The organism is Streptomyces sp. BBFR102, assembly GCF_051397025.1.
GTDB lineage: Bacteria > Actinomycetota > Actinomycetes > Streptomycetales > Streptomycetaceae > Streptomyces.
Genome location: NZ_CP195757.1, coordinates 5973930 through 5997226, shown reverse-complemented (window position 1 = coordinate 5997226; position 23297 = coordinate 5973930). Strand labels below are relative to the sequence as shown.

Here is a 23297-nt window from a genome sequence, read left to right as displayed (position 1 = left end):
CCTCTGAATTCGGGAAGGACGCGGTGGCCGGGACGGGGGACGGGAGCGGTGGCCGCCGACGCGCTCGTGGACGCGCCGGCGGCCAGGCGCCGTCAGGCGAGCCCGAGTTCGTTGTCGATGAGGTCGAACATCTCGTCGTCCGTGGTGGTGTCGAGGTCGGAGTCGTCGTCGGGCTCTTCGGCGTCCTGGGAGGTGGCGTCGAGCTTCCACCCGAGGGCCTTGAGTCGCTGCGCCAGGCGGGCGCGGTCCTGGTCGTCGAGGGCGGCGCCGCCGACGGCGGCCTCCAGGGCGGCCAGTTCCGCGAAGACGGGCTGGTCGGATTGGCCGGTGGCTGTGCCGAGTTCGGCCTGGAGGTGGCGTACGAGGGCGGCCGGGTCCGGGTGGTCGAAGATCAGGGTGGTGGGCAGGGAGAGCCCGGTGTCGGCGTTGAGCCGGTTGCGGAGTTCGACCGCGGTCAGCGAGGACATCCCGAGGTCGAGGAAGCCGCGGTCCGCGTCGAGGGACGCGGCGGAGGCGTGGCCGAGGACGGCGGCGAGGTGGCCGAGGACCGTACGGTGCAGCAGCGCCCGCTGCTGGGGGCCGCTGAGGCCGGCCAGCCGCTCGCGGAGGTCCGCCAAAGCGCCGGTGGCCGCGTCGGGCCCGGAGTCGGCGGCGCGCCGTACGGCCGGGCGGGCCAGGGCCCGTAGCAGCGGGGGCACCTCGTCGGCGCGCAGGGTGCGGGTGTCGAGCCGTACGGGGACGAGGTGGGCGGTGTCCAGGGCGGTGCTCGCGTCGAGGAGGGCGAGCCCCTGTCCGGCGGTGAGGGGCCGGATGCCGGAGCGTTCCAGGCGGGCGAGACCGGTGGTGTCGAGGGCGCCGGTCAGGTCGCTGCGGTCCTCCCAGAGGCCCCAGGCCAGGGAGTGCGCGGGCAGGCCGCTCGCCCGGCGGTGCTGCGCGAGGGCGTCGAGGAAGGCGTTGGCGGCCGCGTAGTTGGCCTGACCGGGGCCACCGGCGACGCCCGCGTAGGAGGAGAACATCACGAACGCGGTGAGTTTGGTGTCGCGGGTGAGTTCGTGGAGGTGCCAGGCGGCGTCGGCCTTGGGGCGCAGGACGTGGGCGACGCGGTCGGGGGTGAGGCCGTCCAGTGTGCTGTCGTCCAGGACGCCGGCCGTGTGGACGACGGCGGTCAGGGGGTGCTCGGCCGGTACGGCGTCGAGGGCGCCGGCCAGTTGCTCGCGGTCGGCGACGTCGCAGGCGACGATCTCGGCCTCGGCGCCCAGCGCGGCGAGTTCCTCGCGCAGGGCCGCCGCGCCGGGGGCGTCGGGCCCGCGACGGCTGGTGAGCAGCAGGTGACGTACGCCGTGGCGGGTGACGAGGTGACGGGCGACGAGGGCGCCGAGGGTGCCGGTTCCGCCCGTGATCAGCACGGTGCCGGCTCCGGTTCCCTCGCCCCACGGGGCGGTGGCGGTGGGCGCGGGGGCGCCCTCCGGGTGGCCGGCGGGGACGAGGCGCGGCACGGTGACGGTGCCGGCCCGTACGGCGAGCTGGTGCTCGCCGGTGCGCCCGGCCGCCGCGGCGGCGGCGATCAGGGTGTCCGCGGCGCTGTCCTCGTCGGTGCCGCCGGGGGCGGGGTCGAGGTCGGCCAGGAGGAAGCGTCCGGGGTGCTCGGTCTGGGCGGAGCGCAGCAGGCCCCAGGCGGTGGCGTCGGCGAGGCCGGGAACGGAGTCGTCCGGGCCGGTGGCGACGGCGCCCTCGGTGACCAGGAGGAGCCGGGCGTCGGCGAGGCGCGGCTCCCGGAGCCAGGCGGTGGACAGCTCCAGGGCACGGGTCGCGGAGGTGTGCGCGGCGCTCGTCGGGTCCTCGCCGCTGTCGTGGCCGTGGAAGGCGACGACCAGGGCGGGAGGTGCCGCCTCGTCGTTGTCGAGGGCGGTGGTGAGGGCGGCCAGGTCGGGGTGGAGCTGAACGGTGGCGCCGCTGCGTTCGAGGGCGGCGGCGAGCCGTCCGGGGGCACCGATGACGGCCCACGGACCGTGTGGTTCCGGGCTGGCGGAGGAGGTGCTGTCGGTCCACGGGAGCCAGACGACCCGGTGCGGGGCGTCGGGGCCGGCGGTGGCGGGGAGCCGGTCGGGGCCGGCCGGGCGGGTCACGGCGGTGCCGGTGAGGACGAGGTCGCCTGCGGCGTCGCGGGCTTCGACGGTCCAGGTGGCGTCGTCTCCCGGGGTGAGGCGGACGCGGAGCCTGGTGGCGCCGGTGGCGTGCACGGTGACGTCCCGCCAGGCGGCGGGCAGGACGGGTGCGGTGGCCTCCTCGGCGGTCGCGGCCAGGGCGAGCGGGGTCTGGAGCAGCGCCGGGTGGAGGCGGAAACGCGCCGCCTCGGCGTGCGCGGTGTCGGGAAGTGCGACCTCGGCGAGGACGTCGGTGTCGGCACGCCACAGGGAGCGCACCGTGTCGAAGGGCGCGGCGAGGTCGAGACCGCGGTCCTCGGCGAGGGCGCGCGCAGGGGCAGGGTCACCCGCGACCGCGTCGGCGGGCGGCCAGGGGCCGGAAGCCTGCGGGGTGGTGGTGGGCCGGTCGGTGAGGGCGCCGGTCGCGTTCCGCGTCCAGGGGGTGGTGGGCTCTCCCGCGTCGGCGGCGTGCGGCCTTGAGTGGACGGAGAACGGCCGGGAGTTGGTCTCGGGAGCGGAGATGGTGAGCTGGATCTCGACGCGCCCCTCCTCGGGCACGACGAGCGGGCTGTGCTCGTCGAGTGCGGCGACCACGGGCAGGCCGGTCTCGTCGCCGGCCCGGACCGCCCAGTCCAGCAGGGCAGTGGTGGGGAGGACGGCGACGCCATGGGTCCGGTGGGCGTCCAGCCAGGGCTGGGTGGCGAGGGACAGGGAGCCGCTGAGGACGGCTCCGCCATCGGCCAGGCGGACGACGGTGTCGAGGCCGGCCGGGTCGCCCTGAGGGGTGCCGGCCTCCAGCCAGTACCGCCGGCGCTGGAAGGCGTAGGTCGGCAGGTCGACGGGGGTGCCGTGGGACACGGCGGGGCGCCAGTCGACGGGAACGCCTTCGACGTGGGCGGCGGCGAGGGCGGTCAGGACACGGGCGGGGCCGCCGTCGTCGCGGCGCAGCGAGCCGAGGGCCACCGCGTCGGCCCCGAGGGCGGCGACGGTGTCCTCGATGCCGACGGTGAGCACCGGGTGCGGGCCGCACTCCACGAAGACGTCGTGGCCCTGCTCGACGAGGGCCCGCAAGGACTCCTCCAGGCGGACGGTGCCGCGCAGGTTGCGGTGCCAGTAGTCGGCGCCGAGTCCGGTGCCGGGGTGCCAGTCCGCGGTGACGGTGGAGAAGAAGGGGATGTCGCCGTCGCGGGGCTCGATGCCGTCGAGGGCGGCGGGCAGGCTCTCGGCGAGCCGGTCGGCGTGGGCCGAGTGGGAGGCGTAGTCGACGGGGACGCGGCGGGCGCGGACGCCCTGTTCCTCGCAGGCGGCGAGGAGCGTGTCGAGGCCACCGGTGTCGCCGGAGACCACCGCGGAGGAGGGTCCGTTGACGGCGGCGACACAGACGCCGGGCAGGTCGGCGAGGAGGGCGGTCACCTCGTCGTGCGAGGCGGTGACGGCCACCATGCCGCCGTGTCCGGAGAGTTCGCGGGCGATGGCCCGGCTGCGGACCGCGACGATCCTGGCTGCGTCGGCGAGGGAGAGCACTCCGGCGACGGCCGCTGCGGCGATCTCGCCCTGGGAGTGGCCGAGGACGGCGGCCGGGCGCAGGCCGTGGGCGCGCCACACCTCGGCGAGGGCGACCATCACGGCCCAGGTGACGGGCTGGACGATGTCGACGCGGTCGAGGGTGGGGGCGCCCTCCTCCTGGCGCAGGACGGCGGTCAGGGACCAGTCGACGTACGGGGCGAGCGCCTCCTCGCAGGCGGCGACGCGGTCGGCGAAGGCCGGGCTGGCGTCGAGGAGTTCGGCGCCCATGCCGGCCCACTGGGAACCCTGTCCGGGGAAGACGAGGACGGTCCGGCGGTCGCGTCCGGCTCCCCGGCCGCCGGTCACCACGTGGGCGGCGGGGCTGCCCTCGGCGAGGGCGGCGAGGCCGGCGCGGAAGTCGCCGGTGGCGCTTCCGACGACGACGGCCCGCTTCTCCAGCTGGGCCCGGCGCGTGACCAGGGTGTGGGCGATGTCGGCGGGGTCGGTCCCGGGGTGGGCGTCGAGGTGGGCGAGGAGGGCCTTGGCCTGGCCGCGCAGGGCGGCCTCGCTGCGGGCGGACAGTACCCACGGCAGGGGCGCGGGGCCGGTCTCCGTCGCGTCGGCGCCGGTGGGCTCCGGCTCGCCGCCGTCCGGGCCGGCGGCGGCGGGGGCCTCCTCCAGGATCACGTGGGCGTTGGTGCCGCTGATGCCGAAGGAGGAGACGGCGGCGCGGCGCGGGCGGGGGGCGGGGGGCTCGGGCCAGGCGGTGGCCTCGGTCAGCAGGCGCACGCCGGAGTCCACCCAGTCGACGTGCGGGGTCGGCGCGTCGATGTGCAGGCTCTCGGGGAGCAGGCGGTGACGCAGGGCCAGCACCATCTTCATCACCCCGGCGACACCGGCCGCGGCCTGGGTGTGGCCGAGGTTGGACTTGACGGAGCCGAGGAGCAGCGGGTGGCCGCCGTCCCGGTCGCGGCCGTACGTGGCGAGGAGCGCCTGGGCCTCGATCGGGTCGCCGAGGCGGGTCCCTGTGCCGTGCGCCTCGACGGCGTCGACCTCGGCGGCGCCGACACCCGCGTCGGCGAGGGCCTGGCGGATCACCCGCTGCTGGGCGGGGCCGTTGGGGGCGCTGAGGCCGTTGCTGGCACCGTCCTGGTTGACGGCGGAGCCCCGGATCAGGGCGAGCACCTGGTGGCCGTTGCGGCGGGCGTCGGAGAGCCGCTCGACGAGGATCAGGCCGACGCCCTCGGAGAAGCCGGTGCCGTCGGCGGCCTCGGCGAAGGGCTTGCAGCGGCCGTCGGCGGCGAGGCCGCGCTGCCGGGAGAAGTCCACGATGATCTCGGGCGAGGACATGACGGTGACGCCGCCCGCCAGAGCCATGGTGCATTCGCCGCGTCGCAGGGCCTGGAGCGCCATGTGCAGCGCGACGAGGGAGGAGGAGCAGGCGGTGTCGACGGTGACGGCCGGGCCCTCCAGGCCGAGGGCGTAGGAGACGCGGCCGGAGACGATGCTGTGGGCGTTGCCGTTGTTGACGTATCCGGCGATCTCGTCGGGGACGTGGGTGACGCGCTTGAGGTAGTCGCTGGAGGAGAGGCCGGCGAAGACGCCGGTGCGGCTGCCGCGTACCGAGCGGGGGTCGATGCCGGCGCGTTCGAAGGTCTCCCAGGCCGTCTCCAGGAGCAGGCGCTGCTGCGGGTCCATGGCCAGCGCCTCACGAGGGGAGATGCCGAAGAAGTCGGCGTCGAAGTCGGCGGCGTCGTGGAGGAAGCCGCCCTCGCGGGTACGGGAACTGCCCTGGCCCTCGGGGACGGAGTCGTAGAGGCGGGCGAGGTCCCAGCCACGGTCGTCGGGGAAGGGCGCGACGGCGTCGGCGCCGTCGGCCAGCAGCCGCCACAGGTCCTCGGGCGAGTGGATGTCGCCGGGGAGGCGGCAGGCCATGCCGACGACGGCGAAGGGCTCGTCGTCGCCGGTCGCGGCGGGAGCCGGTGCGGGCGCGGCGGGGAGCGCGGCCGGGGTGCCGTCGGAGAGTTCGCCGTCGAGGTGGGCGGCGAGCGCGGCGACGGTCGGGTGGTCGAAGACGAGGGTGGCGGGCAGCCGCAGACCGGTGGCGGTGCTGAGGCGGTTGCGCAGTTCGACGGCGGTCAGCGAGTCGAAGCCGAGGTCGCGGAAGGCGCGGCCGGCGTGGAACGGCTCGGTGTCGTCGTGGCCGAGGACGGCGGCCGCGTGGGCACCGACCAGGTCGCGCAGGGTGCTGAGCCGGTCCTCGGCGGAGCGGCCGGCCAGGCGCGCGCGCAGGCCGTCGGTACCGGTCGCGGCGCCCGCGTCGGCGGTGCGCCGGGCCGGGCCCCGGTACAGGGAGCGCAGCAGGGGCGGGACCTCGTCGCCGGAGGCGCGCAGCTGCCCGGTCTCCAGGCGGACCGGCACCAGGTGGGGGCGCTGCTCGGCGAGGGCGGCGTCGAAGAGGGCCGTGCCGTCGGCGGCGGAGAGCGGCAGGACACCGGAGCGGCGCACCCGGGCGAGGTCGGTGTCGTCGAGCTGCCCGGTCAGGGCGCTGGTGTCGGCCCACAGGCCCCAGGAGAGGGAGGTGGTGGGCAGGCCGTCGGCGCGGCGCCGGTGGGCGAGGGCGTCGAGGTAGGTGTTGGCGGCGGCGTAGTTGGCCTGTCCGGCGTTGCCGAAGACGCCGGCGCCCGCGGAGAACAGGACCAGCTCCGCGAGGTCGAGGTCGCGGGTGAGGCGGTGCAGGTGGCGGGCGGCGTCGGCCTTCGGGGCGAGGACGGTGCGCAGCCGGTCGGGGGTGAGGGATTCGAGGACGCCGTCGTCGAGGACGCCCGCGGCGTGGACGACGGCGGTCAGCGGGTGCTCGGCGGGGACGGCGGCGAGCACCGCGGCGAGGGCGTCGGCGTCGGCCGCGTCGCAGGCGGCGAGGGTGACCTCGGCGCCCAGTTCCCGCAGCTCCGCGGCGAGTTCTCCGGCGCCGGGGGTGTCGGGGCCCCGGCGGCCGGTGAGGACGAGGTGGCGCATGCCGTGGCGGGTGACGAGGTGGCGGGTGAGGATGCCGCCGAGGACACCGGCGCCCCCGGTGACGAGGACGGTGCCCTCGGGGTCCCAGGCGCGCGGCAGGGTGAGCACGATCTTGCCGTAGTGCTTGGCCTGGGCCATGTGGCGGAAGGCTTCTCGGGCGTGCCGGACGTCCCAGGTGACGGTGGGCAGGGGGCGCAGGGCTCCGGAGGCGAAGAGTTCCGACAGGTCGCGGAACATCTCCTGGATGCGGTCCTCACCGGCCTCACGCAGTTCGTACGCCTGGTAGAGCGCGACGGCGGGGTGGTCGCACAGGACCTGCCCGGGGTCGCGGACGTCCGTCTTGCCCATGTCGACGAGGCGTCCGCCGGGGGCGAGCAGCCGCAGGGAGGCGTCGATGTAGTCGCCGGCCAGGGAGTTGAGGACGACGTCGACGCCACGGCCGCCGCTGGTGGCGCGGAAGCGGTCCTCGAAGGCGAGGGTGCGGGAGGAGGCGAGGTGGGCGTCGTCCCAGCCGTCGGCGCGCAGCAGGATGCGCTTGTGGTCGCCCGCGGTGCCGTAGACCTCGGCGCCCCAGTGGCGGGCGAGCTGGGCGGCGGCCATGCCGACACCGCCGGCGGCGGCGTGCACGAGGACGGACTCGCCGGAGTCGAGGTGGGCGAGGTCGCGCAGTCCGTAGTAGGCGGTGAGGAAGGCGACGGGGACGGAGGCGGCCTGCGCCCAGGTCCAGCCGTCGGGTACGGGGGCGAGCATGCGGGCGTCGGCGACGGCGCGGGGGGCGAAGCCGCCGGAGACCAGGCCCATGACGCGGTCGCCCGGGGCGAAGCCGGTGACTCCCTCGCCCACGGCGGCGACGACACCGGCCGCCTCGGCGCCGAGGAGCACGGCGGGGCCGGGGTACATGCCGAGGGTGTTGAGGACGTCGCGGAAGTTCAGTCCGGCGGCACGCACCTCGATCACCACCTCGCCGGCGGCGGGCTCCTCGGCCGTCCCGGGGGCGGCGACGAGGTCCAGCCGGTCGACGGACCCCTTCTCGGGGATGTCTAGGCGCCAGTTCCCTGCCCCCTCGGGCACCGTGAGGGTGTCGGAGGTGCGGGGGCGGACCAGGCGCGGCGCGTACGCGGCGCCCTCGCGGAGGGCGAGTTGGGGCTCACCGGCGGCGAGCGCGGCCGGCAGGGCGAGCCAGGAGTCGTCGTGGACGTCGAGGTCCACCAGGACGAGGCGGCCCGGATGCTGGGACTGGGCGGAGCGCACCAGGCCCCAGACGGCGGCGCCGGGCAGGTCGTGGGCGGGGTCGGCGGGGCCGGTGGGGACGGCGCCGCGGGTGGCGACGACCAGCGGGACGCCCTCGGTGGTCTCGTCGGCGAGCCAGCTCTGGACGGTGGCGAGCACGTCGCCGAGGACGGCGTCCGGGACGCCCGGCTCGGCGTCGGGCGCGGCGGCCGTGCCCGTCGCGGCGGCCCCGGCGAACAGCAGGACTGCGCCCGGCCGGTGACCGGTGGCCTCGGTGTGCTCGGCCAGCCCGCCGGGGGTGGCGAAGGCGGGCAGCGCGGTTCCGCTGCCGTCGGGTGCGGTGACCGGGGCGGCCGGGGTGCCGAGGACGGCCCAGCCGGTGGCGGCCGGGACGGAGGCGGGCGGCGTGACCGGTGTCCAGTCGAGGCGGAACAGCCAGTCGCGGGCGGCGCGGGCGGACGGATCGAGGGTGTCCGGCCCGATCTCGCGTACGACCAGGGCGTCGATGGTGGCGACCGGGGCGCCGGTCGGGTCGGCGAGCTGGACGGAGATGGCGTCCTGCCCTGCCGGGGAGACGCGGACGCGCAGCGAGGTCGCTCCGGCGGCGTACAGGCAGACCCCGCTCCAGGTGAACGGGACGACCGTGCGCCCGGCGCTGCCGGGAGCGAGGTGGGCGGCGTGCAGGGCGGCGTCGAGGAGCGCGGGGTGGATGCCGAACCGCCCCGCTTCGCCGCGGACCTCCTCGGGCAGGACGACCTCGGCGTACAGGTCCTCACCGCGGCTCCAGGTGGCGCGTACGCCCTGGAAGACGGGCCCGAACTCGTAGCCACGGGCGGCGAGCAGCTCGTAGAAGCCCTCGGCGGCGACGGCGGTGGCGCCGGGGGGCGGCCAGGCGGTGAACTCCTCGGGCCGGTCGACGGCGGGGGCGCCCGGCTCGGTGAGGGTGCCCTGGGCGCGGAGCGTCCAGAGTTCCTCGGTGGCGCCGTCGGGGCCGGTGGTGCGGGTGTGGACGGTGACGGGACGGCGGCCGGAGGCGTCGGGCTCGCCGACGCCGATCTGAACCTGTGCCTCGCCCCGTCCCTGGAGGACCACGGGGGCCTGGAGGGCCAGTTCCTCGATCCGGCCGCAGCCGAGGACGTCTCCGGCCCGGATCACGGACTCCACGAGCGCGGTTCCGGGGACGATCACCGTGCCGGACACCGCGTGGTCCGCCAGCCAGGGGTGGGTGCGCAGCGACCACCGTGCCGTGGCCACCAGGCCGTCACCGCCCGCCAGTTCGACGGAGGCACCGAGCAGGGGGTGGTCGGGCGAGTCGAGGCCGGCCGAGCTGACGTCACCGCCCAGCTCGGCGAAACGCGGCCAGTAGTGCTGCCGCTGGAAGGCATACGTGGGGAGGTCGACGTGGCGGGTCCGGGTGCCCGCGTAATGCGTCTCCCAGTCCACCTCGGCACCCAGCGCCCACGCCTCGCCCAGCGACAGCGCGAACCGCTCCAGACCACCCTCGTCACGCCGCAGCGTGCCGACGACACCGGCCTGCACCCCCGCGTCCTCGATGGTCTCCCGCACCCCGGTCGCCACCACCGGATGCGCACTCACCTCGACGAACACCCGGAACCCGTCGGCCAGCAACGCACGCGTCCCCGCCTCGAACTCCACCGTCCCCCGCAGATTCCCGTACCAGTACCCGGCATCCAGACCAGCCGTGTCGATCACCCCGCCGGACAGCGTCGAGTAGAACGGCACATCACACGAGCGCGGCACCACCGGAGCCAGGAGCTCGGCCAGCTCCTCCTCGATGCGCTCCACATGGGCGGAGTGCGACGCGTAGTCCACCGCCACCCGACGCGCCCGCACACCCGACTCCTCACACACGGCCACGAACTCGTCCAGCGCATCCGCGTCACCCGACACCACCACCGACGACGGCCCGTTCACCGCCGCCACACCAATACGCCCCTCCCAGCCCGCCAACAGACCACGAACCTCCTCCACACCCCGCGCCACCGACACCATGCCGCCCAGACCCGACAGCACACGCAACGCACGTGACCGCAGCGCCACCACACGCGCACCGTCCTCCAACGACAGACCGCCCGCCACCACCGCAGCCGCGATCTCACCCTGCGAATGACCGATCACCGCACCCGGCTCCACACCCTGAGCCCGCCACACCTCCGCCAACGACACCATCACCGCCCACAACACCGGCTGCACCACATCCACCCGCTCCAACGACGCGGCACCCTCCACACCGCTCAGCACATCCAGCAACGACCACCCGGTGAACGGCTCCAACACCGCCGCACACTCCGCCACCCGCCCCGCGAACACCGGCGACGAACCCAACAACTCCACCGCCATACCCACCCACTGCGAACCCTGCCCCGGGAACACAAAGGCGACCTTGCCGGAGCCCTCACCGACCGAGCCTTCCACCAGACGCGGGGAAGGCCCCCCGGCGGCGAGCGCGTCCAGCCCCGCGAGCAGCTCCATACGGTCGGACCCCACGACCACCGCACGCCGGTCCATCGCCACCCGCGACGACACCAGCGCATGCGCCACATCCAGCACCGAGGCCCCGGACGCACGCACCGACGCCGCCAGACGCGCCGCCTGCTCCCCCACCGCCGCACGCGACTTGCCCGACACCATCCACGACCGGACGGTGTCGGCCGAGTCGTCCGCGGAGGGCTCGGTGAACGGGTCCGCAGGCTCGTCCTCGGCGGGTTCGGGGGCGGGGGCCTCCTCCAGGATGAGGTGGCCGTTGGTGCCGCTGATGCCGAACGAGGAGACGCCGGCGCGGCGCGGACGCCCGGTCTCGGGCCAGGGGGTGGACTCGGTGACGAGGCGGACGGCGCCGCTCGACCAGTCCACGACGGAGGTCGGCCGGGTGATGTGGAGGCTCTTGGGCAGGGTGCCCTGCCGCATCGCCAGGATCATCTTCATCATGCCGGCGACGCCGGCGGCGGCCTGGGTGTGGCCGATGTTGGACTTGAGCGAACCGAGCAGCAGCGGCCGGGCCGGGTCGCGGTCCTGGCCGTAGGTGGCGAGGATGGCCTGCGCCTCGATGGGGTCGCCGAGCGGGGTGCCGGTGCCGTGCGCCTCGACCACGTCGACCTCGCCCGGGGCGAGGCCCGCGTTGGCGAGGGCCTGGCGGATGACGCGCTGCTGGGAGGGGCCGTTGGGGGCGGTCAGGCCGTTGGAGGCACCGTCCTGGTTCAGGGCGGAACCCCGGATGACGGCGAGTACCGGGTGACCGTTGCGGCGCGCGTCGGAGAGCCGCTCCAGCAGGACCAGGCCGACGCCTTCGGCGAAGCCCATGCCGTCGGCGCCCTCGGCGAATGCCTTGCAGCGCCCGTCGGCCGCCAGGCCCCGCTGCCGGGAGAACTCGACGTAGGGCTCGGGCGTGGACATGACGGTGACACCGCCGGCCAGGGCCATCGTGCACTCGCCGGTGCGCAGCGACTGCAGGGCCAGGTGGAGGGCGACCATGGACGAGGAACAGCCGGTGTCCATGGTGACGGCGGGGCCTTCGAAGCCGTACGTGTACGACAGGCGGCCGGAGGCGATGCTGGAGGCGTTGCCGGTCATGAGGTGGCCGGCGAGCTGTTCCTGGGCGGCGGCGCCGCCCAGGCGGACCTGGTAGTCCGTGGTGATGCTGCCGACGAAGACACCCGTGGCGCTGTTGCGCAGGGTTCCCGGGTCGATGCCGGCGCGTTCGAAGGTCTCCCAGGAGGTCTCCAGCAGGAGCCGCTGCTGCGGGTCCATGGCCAGGGCCTCGCGCGGCGAGATCCCGAAGAACGCCGGGTCGAACCCGGCGACGTCCTGGATGAAGCCGCCCTCACGGCTGTAGGTGGTGCCGTGGCGTTCGGGGTCCGGGTCGTACAGGGCGTCGAGGTCCCAGCCGCGGCCCTCGGGCGGGGTGGAGACGGCGTCCACCTCGGCGGCCATGAGGTGCCACAGTTCCTCGGGCGTGGTAACACCGCCGGGGAAGCGGCAGGCCATGGCGACGACCGCCATGGGCTCGTCGGTGGCGCCCGCGGAGACGACGACGGGCGCGGTGGGGCGCTCGTCGCCGAGGAGCAGGGTACGCAGGTGGGCGACGACCGCCCGGGTGTTGGGGTGGTCGAAGAGGAGGGTGGTGGGCAGCTTGACGTCGGTGGCGGCGGTGATCCGGTTACGGACCTCCACGGCGGTCAGCGAGTCGAAGCCCAGGTCCTTGAAGGCACGGTTGACGTCCACGGCCTCCGGTGACGAATGGCGCAGCGCGGTGGCGACCTCGGCGCGGACCAGGTCGGTGAGCAGCCGGTCCTGTTCGGCGGGGGCGAGGCCGCGCAGCCGGTCGCGCAGGGCGTGGGTGTCGGGCGCGGTGGCGGCGGCCGCCTCCAGAGCACGGCGGACCTCGGGGAGGTCGCCGACGAGCGGGCTGGGCCGGGCCGCGGTCATGGCGGAGGCGTAGGACCGCCAGTCCACGTCGAGGACGGTGGCGTGCGGGGCGCCCTCGGCGACGGCGGCGCGCAGCGCGGCGACAGCGGTCTCGGGGTCCATCGGGGCGAGCCCGTCGTGGCTCATCCGGTCGGCGAGCACGTCGGCGGTGGCCATGCCCGCGTCGGCCCACGGCCCCCAGGCCACGGAGGTGACGGGCAGGCCCTCGGCCCGCCGCTGCTCGGCGACGGCGTCCAGATAGGCGTTGGCGGCGGCGTAGTTGGCCTGTCCGGCGTTGCCGAGGACACCGACGATCGAGGAGAAGAGCACGAACAGGGTGACGCCGTGCCCGCGGGTCAGCTCGTGGAGGTTGGCGGTGCCGAGGGTCTTGGGGCGCAGGACGGTGTCGAAGCGGTCCAGGGTGAGGGCGTCGAGGACACCGTCGTCCAGGACACCGGCGGCGTGCACGACGCCGGTGAGGGGGAGGTCGGCGGGGAGGGAGTCCAGCAGACCGGCGAGCTGGTCGCGGTCGGCCACGTCGCAGTCGGCGACGGTGACCCGGGCGCCCAGCTCCTCCAGTTCCGCGGCGAGTTCGGCGGCACCGGGACTGCCGGGCCCGCGGCGGCTGGTCAGCACCAGGTGGCGGGCGCCGGAGGCGGCGAGCGAGCGGGCCACGCGGGCGCCGAGCGCGCCGGTGCCGCCGGTGACCAGGACGGTGTCGTGGTCGCCCCAGCCCCCGATCCCGTCGTCGGCCGCCCGCACGGCGAGTTCCGCGTCCGCGCCGGTGGCCCGGGGCGGCTCGGGCAGCGGCATCCGGGCCAGCCGGCGGGCGTACGCGCCGGAGGAGCGTACGGCGATCTGGTCCTCGGGGCCGCCGAGGAGCGTGGCGAGGCGGGTGAGGCTGCGGGCGTCGGGGTCGGCGGGCAGGTCGGCGAGGCCGCCCCAGGCGTCGGGGAGTTCCAGGGCGGCGGCGCGTCCGAAGCCCCAGGTCTCGGCCTGGACGGGCGAGGTCAGCCGGTCGCGGCTGTCGACGGCGACGGCGCCGCGCGTCAGCGCCCACAGCGAGGCTTCGGTGCCGGACAGCGCGTGCAGCAGCTCCTTGGCGGTGGCGAGGCCGCGCGGTACGGCGGGGTGGTCGGGGTGGGGGCGCTCGTCGAGGGCGAGGAACGAGAGGACGCCCGCGATGCCTTCGACGCCGTCGGTCTCGGTGTCACCGGCGCCGGTGAGCAGGGCGGTGAGCGCGGCGGTGTCCTCGTCGCCGGTGAGGTCGTGGCGCTCGACGCGCAGGCCGCGAGCGGTGAGGGCGCCCAGTACCGCGCGCACCCAGGGGTCGTCGGCGTGGCCGGCGGGGACGAGCGCGGGCCAGCGGCCGGCGGGGACGGCGCCGTCTGCACCGGTCAGCGCGGTCCAGGTGACGCGGTAGCGCCAGGTGTCGAGGGTGGAGCGCAGGGTGCGGCGACGGCGCCAGGACGCCAGCGCGGGCAGCAGCGTGCCGAACGCCTCCACGTCGTCCCCGGTGACCTCCAGCACGGAGGAGAGCCGGGTGAGGTCACCGCTCTCGACGGCCGACCAGAAGTCGCCGTCGGCGAGGTCGCCGGTGGCCGCCGCTGCGGCCGACTCGGCGGGCGTCAGCCAGTACCAGTCACGGCGGAAGGGGTAGGTGGGGAGGTCGACGTGGCGGGTCCGGGTGCCCGCGTAGTGCGTCTCCCAGTCCACCTCGGCACCCAGCGCCCACGCCTCACCCAGCGACAGCGCGAACCGCTCCAGACCACCCTCGTCACGCCGCAGCGTGCCGACGACACCGGCCTGCACCCCCGCGTCCTCGATGGTCTCCCGCACCCCGGTCGCCACCACCGGATGCGCACTCACCTCGACGAACACCCGGAACCCGTCGGCCAGCAACGCACGCGTCCCCGCCTCGAACTCCACCGTCCCCCGCAGATTCCCGTACCAGTACCCGGCATCCAGACCAGCCGTGTCGATCACCCCGCCGGACAGCGTCGAGTAGAACGGCACATCACACGAGCGCGGCACCACCGGAGCCAGGAGCTCGGCCAGCTCCTCCTCGATGCGCTCCACATGGGCGGAGTGCGACGCGTAGTCCACCGCCACCCGACGCGCCCGCACACCCGACTCCTCACACACGGCCACGAACTCGTCCAGCGCATCCGCGTCACCCGACACCACCACCGACGACGGCCCGTTCACCGCCGCCACACCAATACGCCCCTCCCAGCCCGCCAACAGACCACGAACCTCCTCCACACCCCGCGCCACCGACACCATGCCGCCCAGACCCGACAGCACACGCAACGCACGTGACCGCAGCGCCACCACACGCGCACCGTCCTCCAACGACAGACCGCCCGCCACCACCGCAGCCGCGATCTCACCCTGCGAATGACCGATCACCGCACCCGGCTCCACACCCTGAGCCCGCCACACCTCCGCCAACGACACCATCACCGCCCACAACACCGGCTGCACCACATCCACCCGCTCCAACGACGCGGCACCCTCCACACCGCTCAGCACATCCAGCAACGACCACCCGGTGAACGGCTCCAACACCGCCGCACACTCCGCCACCCGCCCCGCGAACACCGGCGACGAACCCAACAACTCCACCGCCATACCCACCCACTGCGAACCCTGCCCCGGGAACACAAAGGCGACCTTGCCGGAGCCCTCACCGACCGAGCCTTCCACCAGACGCGGGGAAGGCCCCCCGGCGGCGAGCGCGTCCAGCCCCGCGAGCAGCTCCATACGGTCGGACCCCACGACCACCGCACGCCGGTCCATCGCCACCCGCGACGACACCAGCGCATGCGCCACATCCAGCACCGAGGCCCCGGACGCACGCACCGACGCCGCCAGACGCGCCGCCTGCTCCCCCACCGCCGCACGCGACTTGCCCGACACCATCCACGACCGCCACGTCCCGTCGCCGGTCGTTCCGGCGGGCTCGGTGCCGGGGTCCTCCGTGCGGGGGGCCTGGTCCTCGGGGGCCTGTTCCAGGATGAGGTGGGCGTTGGTGCCGCTGACGCCGAAGGAGGAGACGGCGGCGCGGCGCGGACGGCCCGTCTCGGGCCAGGTGGTGGACTCGGTGAGCAGTTCCACGCCCCCGGCCGCCCAGTCGGCGTGCGGGGTGGGCGCGTCGACGTGGAGGCTCTTGGGCAGGGTGCCGTGGCGCATGGCCTGCACCATCTTGATGACCCCGGCGACGCCGGAAGCGGCCTGGGTGTGGCCGGTGTTGGACTTCAGCGAGCCGAGCAGCAGCGGGTGCGCGTCGCCGCGGTCCTGCCCGTAGGTGTTGAGGAGGGCCTGTGCCTCGATGGGGTCGCCGAGGGTGGTGCCGGTGCCGTGCGCCTCGACCACGTCGACCTCACCCGAGGTGAGGCCGGCGTCGATGAGGGCCTGGCGGATCAGTCGCTGCTGGGAGGGGCCGTTGGGGGCGGTCAGGCCGTTGGACGCGCCGTCCTGGTTGATGGCGGAACCCCGGATGACGGCGAGGACCTCGTGGCCGTTGCGCTGCGCGTCGGAGAGCCGCTCCAGCAGGATCAGGCCGACGCCCTCGGACCAGGCGGTGCCGTCGGCGCCGGCGGCGAAGGGCTTGCAGCGCCCGTCGGCCGCCAGGCCCTGCTGGCGGGAGAACTCGGTGAACATCTTCGGCGTCGACATGACCGTGGCGCCGCCGGCCAGGGCCAGCGAGCATTCGCCCTGCCGCAGCGAACGGACGGCCAGGTGCAGGGCGACGAGGGAGGAGGAGCAGGCGGTGTCCACCGTCACGGCGGGGCCCTCGAAGCCGTACGTGTACGACAGGCGGCCGGAGGCGACGGCGACCGTGTTGCCGGTGAGCAGGTGCCCGGCGACCTCTTCCTGGCGGCCGCGCGAGGCGCCGTCGTAGTCGCCGTGCCCGGTGCCGACGAAGACACCGGTGGTGCTGCCCGCGAGGGTGTCGGGCAGGATGCCGGCGCGCTCCAGCGCCTCCCAGGAGGTCTCCAGCAGGAGCCGCTGCTGCGGGTCCATGGCCAGGGCCTCGCGCGGCGAGATCCCGAAGAACGCCGGGTCGAACTCACCGGCGTCGTGGAGGAATCCGCCTTCACGCGTGTAGGTGGTGCCGTGGTGGGCGGGGTCCGGGTGGAACAGGTGGTCGAGGTCCCAGCCACGGTTCGCGGGAAACGCGGAGATGGCGTCCACTCCGTCGCGGGCCAGTTCCCACAGGTCCTCGGGGGTGCGCACGCCGCCGGGGTAGCGGCAGGCCATGGCGACGACGGCGACGGGCTCGCGGTCGCGGTTCTCGGCGTCGCTGAGCTGCTGCCGGGCCTCCTGGAGATCGGTGACGGCCCGCTTGAGATATACGCGGAGCCTGTCCTCGTTCGACATCAGGTGCCCACCTCTCCATGAGATACCGGAAAACGCGGAGGCGGCGATTCCCGAATTCCACGCCCCGACCCAGTTCGCGCTCCCGGAAGTCAGGGGACTCGTCCGGGAGAGCGGCCCCGGGCCGTACGGGACGGCCCGGTGCGAGAGCCAGTCTGGCCGTCTTGGACTGCGGGTTTCCCTAAAGCATGGGGAGGCTGGTGGGGACACGGGTTCCGGTCGAGGCGGGTTTTCCGTCCGAGGTCTGGTGAATTCCCTCGACGGTTTCCGATATCGGCGGGGCGGATCGCCGGGCGGGGAATTCGCGACGGCGGAGGGCGGGACGGCTCGGAGGGGCCGGGCCCGCTCGATCCCGGGGCCGACGAGGCCCCGCTCCGTCGGGGGTGACGGAACGGGGCCTCGCGGGTGGGGGGCAGTCAGCCGGCGGGGGCGGTCTCCGGCTCGTCGGTGGCGGCCGTGGTCTCCAGGGCGGTCAGCCACGCGTCCATGAGGTCGGCGGCGGGGCCGGAGTCCTCACGGATGAGGGAGAGGTGGTCGGAGTCCAGGGGGCGGACCTCCGCGTCGGGGACGACCGGAAGGTACAGGCGCTCGGGGTCGGGGGCGGGGACGCCCTCGATGAGCGCCCGGGTGCACTTGATCTCCAGGACGGGGGCGGTGGTGGGGTGCACGTCGAGGGCGTTGAGGAGCACCATCCAGCGGCCCATGGCGGACAGGCGGGAGTTGGTCAGGCGCACCGGGGAGTCGTCGACGGCGGTGAAGTTGAACTTCATCATGCCGTTGTAGTCGACGCCCTCGTCGCTCTTGTGCTGGATGCTGAGGGTGTCGAGGAGGACGACGGCCTCGGGCCGGATGCCCCAGACGTGTTCCAGGACTCCGGCCGCCGCGTAGGCGAGGGAGCCTCCGGAGGAGTGGCCGACCAGGACGAAGGGCTTGCCGTCGGCGGCCTGGAGGGTGCAGTCGGCGATGATCCGCGCGGCCGCCTCGGCGTGGGCGGGCAGGGCCTCACCGGTGTTGAAGCCGATGAGGGGCAGCGCGGTGACGTCGCGGCGGCCGCGGAAGTGGCCGGAGAGGGTGGCGTACTGGTGGACGCCGCCGTTGGCGGTGGGGGCGCTGACGCATACCAGGCGGGTCGGTGCGGGGCCCTCGGAGAGCGTCACCGGCCAGGGCAGGTCCTCCAGTTCGGCGGTCACCTCGAAGGAGGGGCGCAGCGCCGCGACGGTGGCGAGCATCCGCTGTGCCTCGCGCACCTTGCCCTGGGCCAGACCGTCGAGGAGCAGCCGCTCCATGGAGTCGTTCTCGGTGGGGCCCCCGGCGGCGCCGGTCTGCGGGGCGCCGCCGCCCTGCGCGCCGAGTTCGGTACGCAGCCAGGCGGTGAGCCCGTTCGGGGAGCCGCTGTCGTAGACGATGCTCGCGGGGAGCTGGAGACCGGTGACCTCGCTGAGCTTGCGGCGCAGTTCGATACCGATCAGGGAGTCGAAGCCGAGCTCCAGGAAGTCGCGGTCGGGGTCGATCTCCGAGGTGTCGGTGTGGCCGAGGAGGGCCGCGGCGCAGGCCACGACCGTCTCGCGCAGGGTGGTCTCCTGCTCCCCCGCGCCGAGATGCGCGAACTCCTCGCGGAAGGAGGCCGCGTCCAGGACGCGGGCCGGGGCGTCGGTCGTGGCGGAGGCGGTCCGGCGCGGGGGACGGACCAGGCCCCGCATGAGCGGCGGCACCTCGTCGAGGTGGGCGGTGGCGGGCGGTGCGGCCAGGTTGGTGGCGACCACCAGCGGCTCGCCGAGCGTGAGCGCGGTGTCGAGAAGGTCCAGGGCGCGGCCGCCGGGCAGGGTGTCGATGCCGCCGGAGCGGATACGGCGGCGGCCGGTGTCGGTGAGGAGGTCGCCGGCCATGCCCTCGTCGAGGTCCCACGCGCCCCAGGCGACGGAGAGGGCCGGCAGGCCCTGGGCGGCCCGGTGCTGGGCGAGGGTGTCGAGGAAGAGGTTGGCGGCGACGTAGTTGGCCTGGCCGGCGCGGGCGGTGACGCCTGAGATGGAGGAGTAGAGGACGAAGGCGTCGAGGCCGAGGCCGCGGGTGAGGTCGTGCAGGTGCCAGGCGGCGTCCGCCTTGGACCGCAGGACGGTGGCCAGGCGGTCCGGTGTGAGGGAGGTGACGACGGCGTCGTCGAGGACTCCGGCGGCGTGCACGACGGCGGTGAGCGGGTGCTCGGCGGGGATGCCGCCGAGCAGTGCGGCGAGGGCGTCGCGGTCGGAGACGTCGCAGGCGGCGACGGTGACCTGGGCCCCGAGGGCGGTCAGTTCCTCGCACAGGGCGGCGGCGCCGGGCGCGTCGGGGCCCCGGCGGCCCGCCAGCAGGAGCCGGGTGGCGCCGTGGCGGGTGACGAGGTGGCGGGCGGTGCGGGCGCCGAGGGTGCCGGTGCCTCCGGTCACCAGGACGGTGCCGCCACGGGTGACACCGAACGGGTCGGTGTTCTCCGGACCGCCCTGGGGCGTGGGCGGGGGCAGTTGGGCGAGGCGGCCGACGAGGACCTGTCCGTCGCGGACGGCGGCCTGCGGCTCGTCGACGGCGAGGACGGCCTCCAGGGGGAACGGGGCGCCCGGTTCGACGTCGACCAGGGAGAAGTCGGCGGGGTGCTCGGCCTGGGCGGTGCGGACCATGCCCCACACCGCGGCCCCGGCCAGGTTGGCGGCCATGTCTCCGGGACGGGCGGCCACGACGCCGCGCGCCACGAAGACCAGCCGTGCGCCCGCCGGGCGGGGGCCGTCCAGCCACTCCTGGACGAGGGCGAGGGTGGCGCGGGTCGCCTCGTGGGTGGCGGTGACCGGGTCCTCGCCGCCGTCGGGGACGGGTACGAGGACCTGGGTGCCTGCCTCGGTGACCTCGTGAAGGCCTGCCAGGACGGTGCCGGTGCCGAACGGGTCGGTGCCGAGGGCGACCCGGGGGCCGGCGACGGCGGGCCCGGTGGGTTCGGCGGGGACCCAGTCGAGGCCGAGGAGCGTGGAGCGGTCGGTTCCGGGCTTGAGCAGGCGAGCCGCCCCGGAGGGCCGCAGGGCCAGCGACTCGACCGACAGCACGGGCCGGCCGGCGGTGTCGACGGCGGCGATGCTGACGGTGTCCTCACCGGCCTTGGTGATACGGACCCGGAGCCGGGCGGCCCCGGAGGCGTGCAGGGTGACGCCGGACCAGGAGAAGGGCAGGAGCCCTTGGTCGGCGTCCTTCAGCTCGACGTACTCCACGGCGTGGAGGGCGGCGGTGAGCAGGGCGGGGTGGAGGCCGAAGAGGGCGGCGTCGTCGGCGCGGGCGGGGAGTTCGAGTTCGGCGAGGACCTCGTCGTCCCGGGTCCACACGGCACGCAGCCCTTGGAAGAGCGGGCCGTACTCGGTGCGCTCGTAGAAGCCGTCCAGGTCGACGGGGGTGGCGTCGGCGGGGGGCCAGGCACTCTGGCCGAAGGCGACCTGGCGTGCTCCGGCGGCCAGGACGCCGGTGGCGTGCTGGGTCCAGGGCTCGTCGTCGTCGGCGTCCTCGGGCCGGGAGTGGATGGCGAGCGGGCGGCAGCCGGCGGCGTCGGGGGGGCCGACGCCGACCTGCACGGAGGCGGCGCCTCGCGGGTCGAGGGCGAGCGGAGTGGTGAGGGTGAGTTCCTGGACGCGGCCGCAGCCGGCCTGGTCGCCCGCGCGGACGGCGAGTTCGAGGAAGGCCGTGGCGGGGAAGAGGGCGAGGCCGCCCATGACGTGGTCGGCGAGCCAGGGATGAGTGCGCAGGCCCACGCGCCCGGTCAGCAGGACGCCCTCGGAACCGGCGAGGGAGACCGCGGCACCGAGCAGGGGGTGCTCGGCCGGGGTGAGTCCGGCGCCGGGGAGGTCGGCGGCGTGGGCGAGCGGGCGCGGCCAGTACCGGCGGTGCTGCCAGGCGTACGTGGGCAGGTCGGTGCGGCGGGCGCCGGTGCCGGTGAACCAGGCGCCCCAGTCGACGCGGACGCCCGCGACGTGCAGCTGGGCGAGACCGGTGAGCAGGGCTTCCTGCTCGGGCCGCCGGGAGCGCAGCGCCGGGGCGGCCACGGCGCCGGGACCGCCGTCGGGCGTGTCGAGGCTCTGCCGGGTGAGGGCCGTGAGGACGCCGCCGGGGCCGATCTCCAGGTAGGCGTCGGCTCCCGCCTCGGCGAGGGCGCGGACGCCGTCGGCGAAGCGTACGGTCTCGCGGACGTGCCGCACCCAGTACTCGGGGTCGGTGAGCTGACCGGGCTCGGCGAGGGCGCCGGTGACGTTGGAGACCACCGGGACGCGCGGCTCGGCGTAGACCAGTGAGCGGGCGACCTCGCGGAAGGCGTCGAGCATCGGCTCCATCAGCGCCGAGTGGAAGGCGTGACTGACGGACAGACGCTGGATCTTCCGCCCTTCGGCTTCGAACTCGGCCGCGAGGGCGGTCACTTCGCTCTCGGGGCCGGACACGACGACGGAGTCGGGACCGTTCACGGCGGCGAGGGACAGGCCGTCGGTCAGCCGGGGCGCCACCTCGGCCTCGGCCGCCCGCACGGCCACCATCGCCCCACCGGAGGGGAGCTCCTGCATCAGACGGGCGCGGGCGGCGACCAGCGCGCAGGCGTCGTCCAGCGAGAGGACCCCCGCCACATGAACCGCCGCGATCTCCCCGACCGAATGCCCCGCCACGAACTCCGGCGAGACACCCCACGACTCCACCAGCCGGAACAGCGCCACCTCCACCGCGAACAGCGCGGGCTGCGTGTACCCGGTCGCATCCAGCAGCGCCGCCGCCTCCGAACCCTCCTCCGCGAACAGCACCTCCCGCAGCGGACGCTCCAGCCCCGTGTCCAGACGGGCCGCCACCGCGTCCAGCGCCTCCGCGAACACCGGGAAACGCCCGTACAGCTCCCGGCCCATCCCCGCACGCTGCGAACCCTGCCCCGAGAACAGGACAGCGAGTGTGCGCTCGGTGGCCCGTCCTCGCGCGGCCTCGGCCGGTTCACTCTCGGGGCCCGCGAGGAGAACCGCACGGTGTTCGAAGGTGGAGCGTCCGGTGGCCAGCGAGTGACCGACGTCGAGCGGTGTGGGGCCGGTGACCGAGGTGACGCGGGCGAGTTGCGCGTCGAGCGCCTCGCGGGTCTTCGCGGACACCACCCAGGGGACGACGGTGGGCCTGGCGGCGGGCGTCCCGTCCTCGGGCGCCGCGGGCTCCTCGGGCTCGGGCGCCTGCTCGATCACGACGTGGGCGTTGGTGCCGCTGATGCCGAAGGAGGAGACCCCGGCGCGGCGTGGGCGGCCGGTCTCGGGCCAGGCGGTGTTCTCGGTGAGCAGGCGGGCGTTGCCCGCGCTCCAGTCGACGTGGCTGGAGGGCTCGTCGATGTGGAGGGAGCGGGGAAGGACGCCGTGCTGGATGGCGAGCACGGTCTTGATGACGCCCGCGACGCCGGCGGCGGCCTGGGGGTGGCCGATGTTCGACTTCACCGAGCCGAGCAGCAACGGCCGGTCCTCGGGCCGGTCCTGCCCGTACGTCGCCAGCAGCGCCTGCGCCTCGATCGGGTCACCCAGCGGCGTGCCCGTCCCGTGTGCCTCCACGGCGTCCACGTCGGCGGCGGAGAGTCCGGCGCCGGCCAGCGCCTGGCGGATGACGCGCTGCTGGGACGGGCCGTTGGGCGCGGTCAGGCCGTTGGAGGCACCGTCCTGGTTGACGGCCGAGCCGCGCACGACGGCCAGTACCTGGTGGCCGTGGCGGCGGGCGTCGGAGAGCCGCTCCAGGACGAGGACGCCGGCGCCCTCGGCCCAGCCGGTCCCGTCGGCGGAGTCGGCGAATGCCTTGCAGCGGCCGCTGGTGGAGATGCCGCCCTGGCGGGTGAAGCCCGAGAAGCCCATCGGGGTGGACATCACGGTGACGCCGCCGGCCAGCGCGAGGCCGCACTCGCCGTTGCGCAGCGCCTGGGCCGCCAGGTGGATGGCGACCAGCGAGGCGGAGCAGGCGGTGTCGACGGTGACGGCGGGCCCGGCGAGGTCGAAGGCGTACGACAGGCGGCCCGAGACCACGCTGGCGGTGAGGCCGGTGGTGGCGTGGCCCTCGGCGTCCTCCCGGGAGTTCATGACGACACCGACGTAGTCGACACCGGCCGTGCCGACGTAGACGCCGGTGCGGCTGCCACGCAGGGAGACCGGGTCGATGCCCGCCCTCTCCACCGCCTCCCAGGTGGTCTCCAGCAGGATGCGCTGCTGCGGGTCCATGGCGACCGCCTCGCGGGGCGAGATCCCGAAGAAGCCCGCGTCGAAGGCGGCGGCGTCGACGAAGCCGCCCTCACCCGCCGCGCTGCTGCCGACCCCCTCACCGTTCAGGGCGTCGAGGTCCCAGCCGCGGTCGGCCGGGAAGGGCGCGATGCCGTCTCGGCCCTCCTCCAGGAGCCGCCAGTACTCCTCGGGGGTCGCGACGCCTCCGGGCAGTCGGCAGGACATGCCGACGACCGCGATGGGTTCGCGGCGGTGGGCCTCCGCCTCCTCCAGCCGCCGACGGGTCTTGTGCAGATCGGCCGTGACCCACTTGAGGTAGTCGACGAGCTTCTTGTCATCGGGCATGACGTGGGGAACCTTCCTGTAGTGG

2 protein-coding genes are annotated in these 23297 nt (G+C 75.1%); both read right to left on the bottom strand.

Annotated elements, in window-relative coordinates:
• Positions 1–92: 92 nt before the first annotated feature.
• Positions 93–16709 (bottom strand): type I polyketide synthase, encoded by a 16617-nt coding sequence (locus tag ACSLIC_RS26170; RefSeq protein ID WP_436740165.1) that lies wholly within the window; start codon positions 16707–16709, stop codon positions 93–95.
• Between the two features lie 413 nt (positions 16710–17122).
• Positions 17123–23272: an SDR family NAD(P)-dependent oxidoreductase gene (locus tag ACSLIC_RS26165; RefSeq protein WP_436740164.1), complete on the bottom strand. Its 6150-nt coding sequence runs from the start codon at positions 23270–23272 to the stop codon at positions 17123–17125.
• Positions 23273–23297 lie beyond the last annotated feature (25 nt).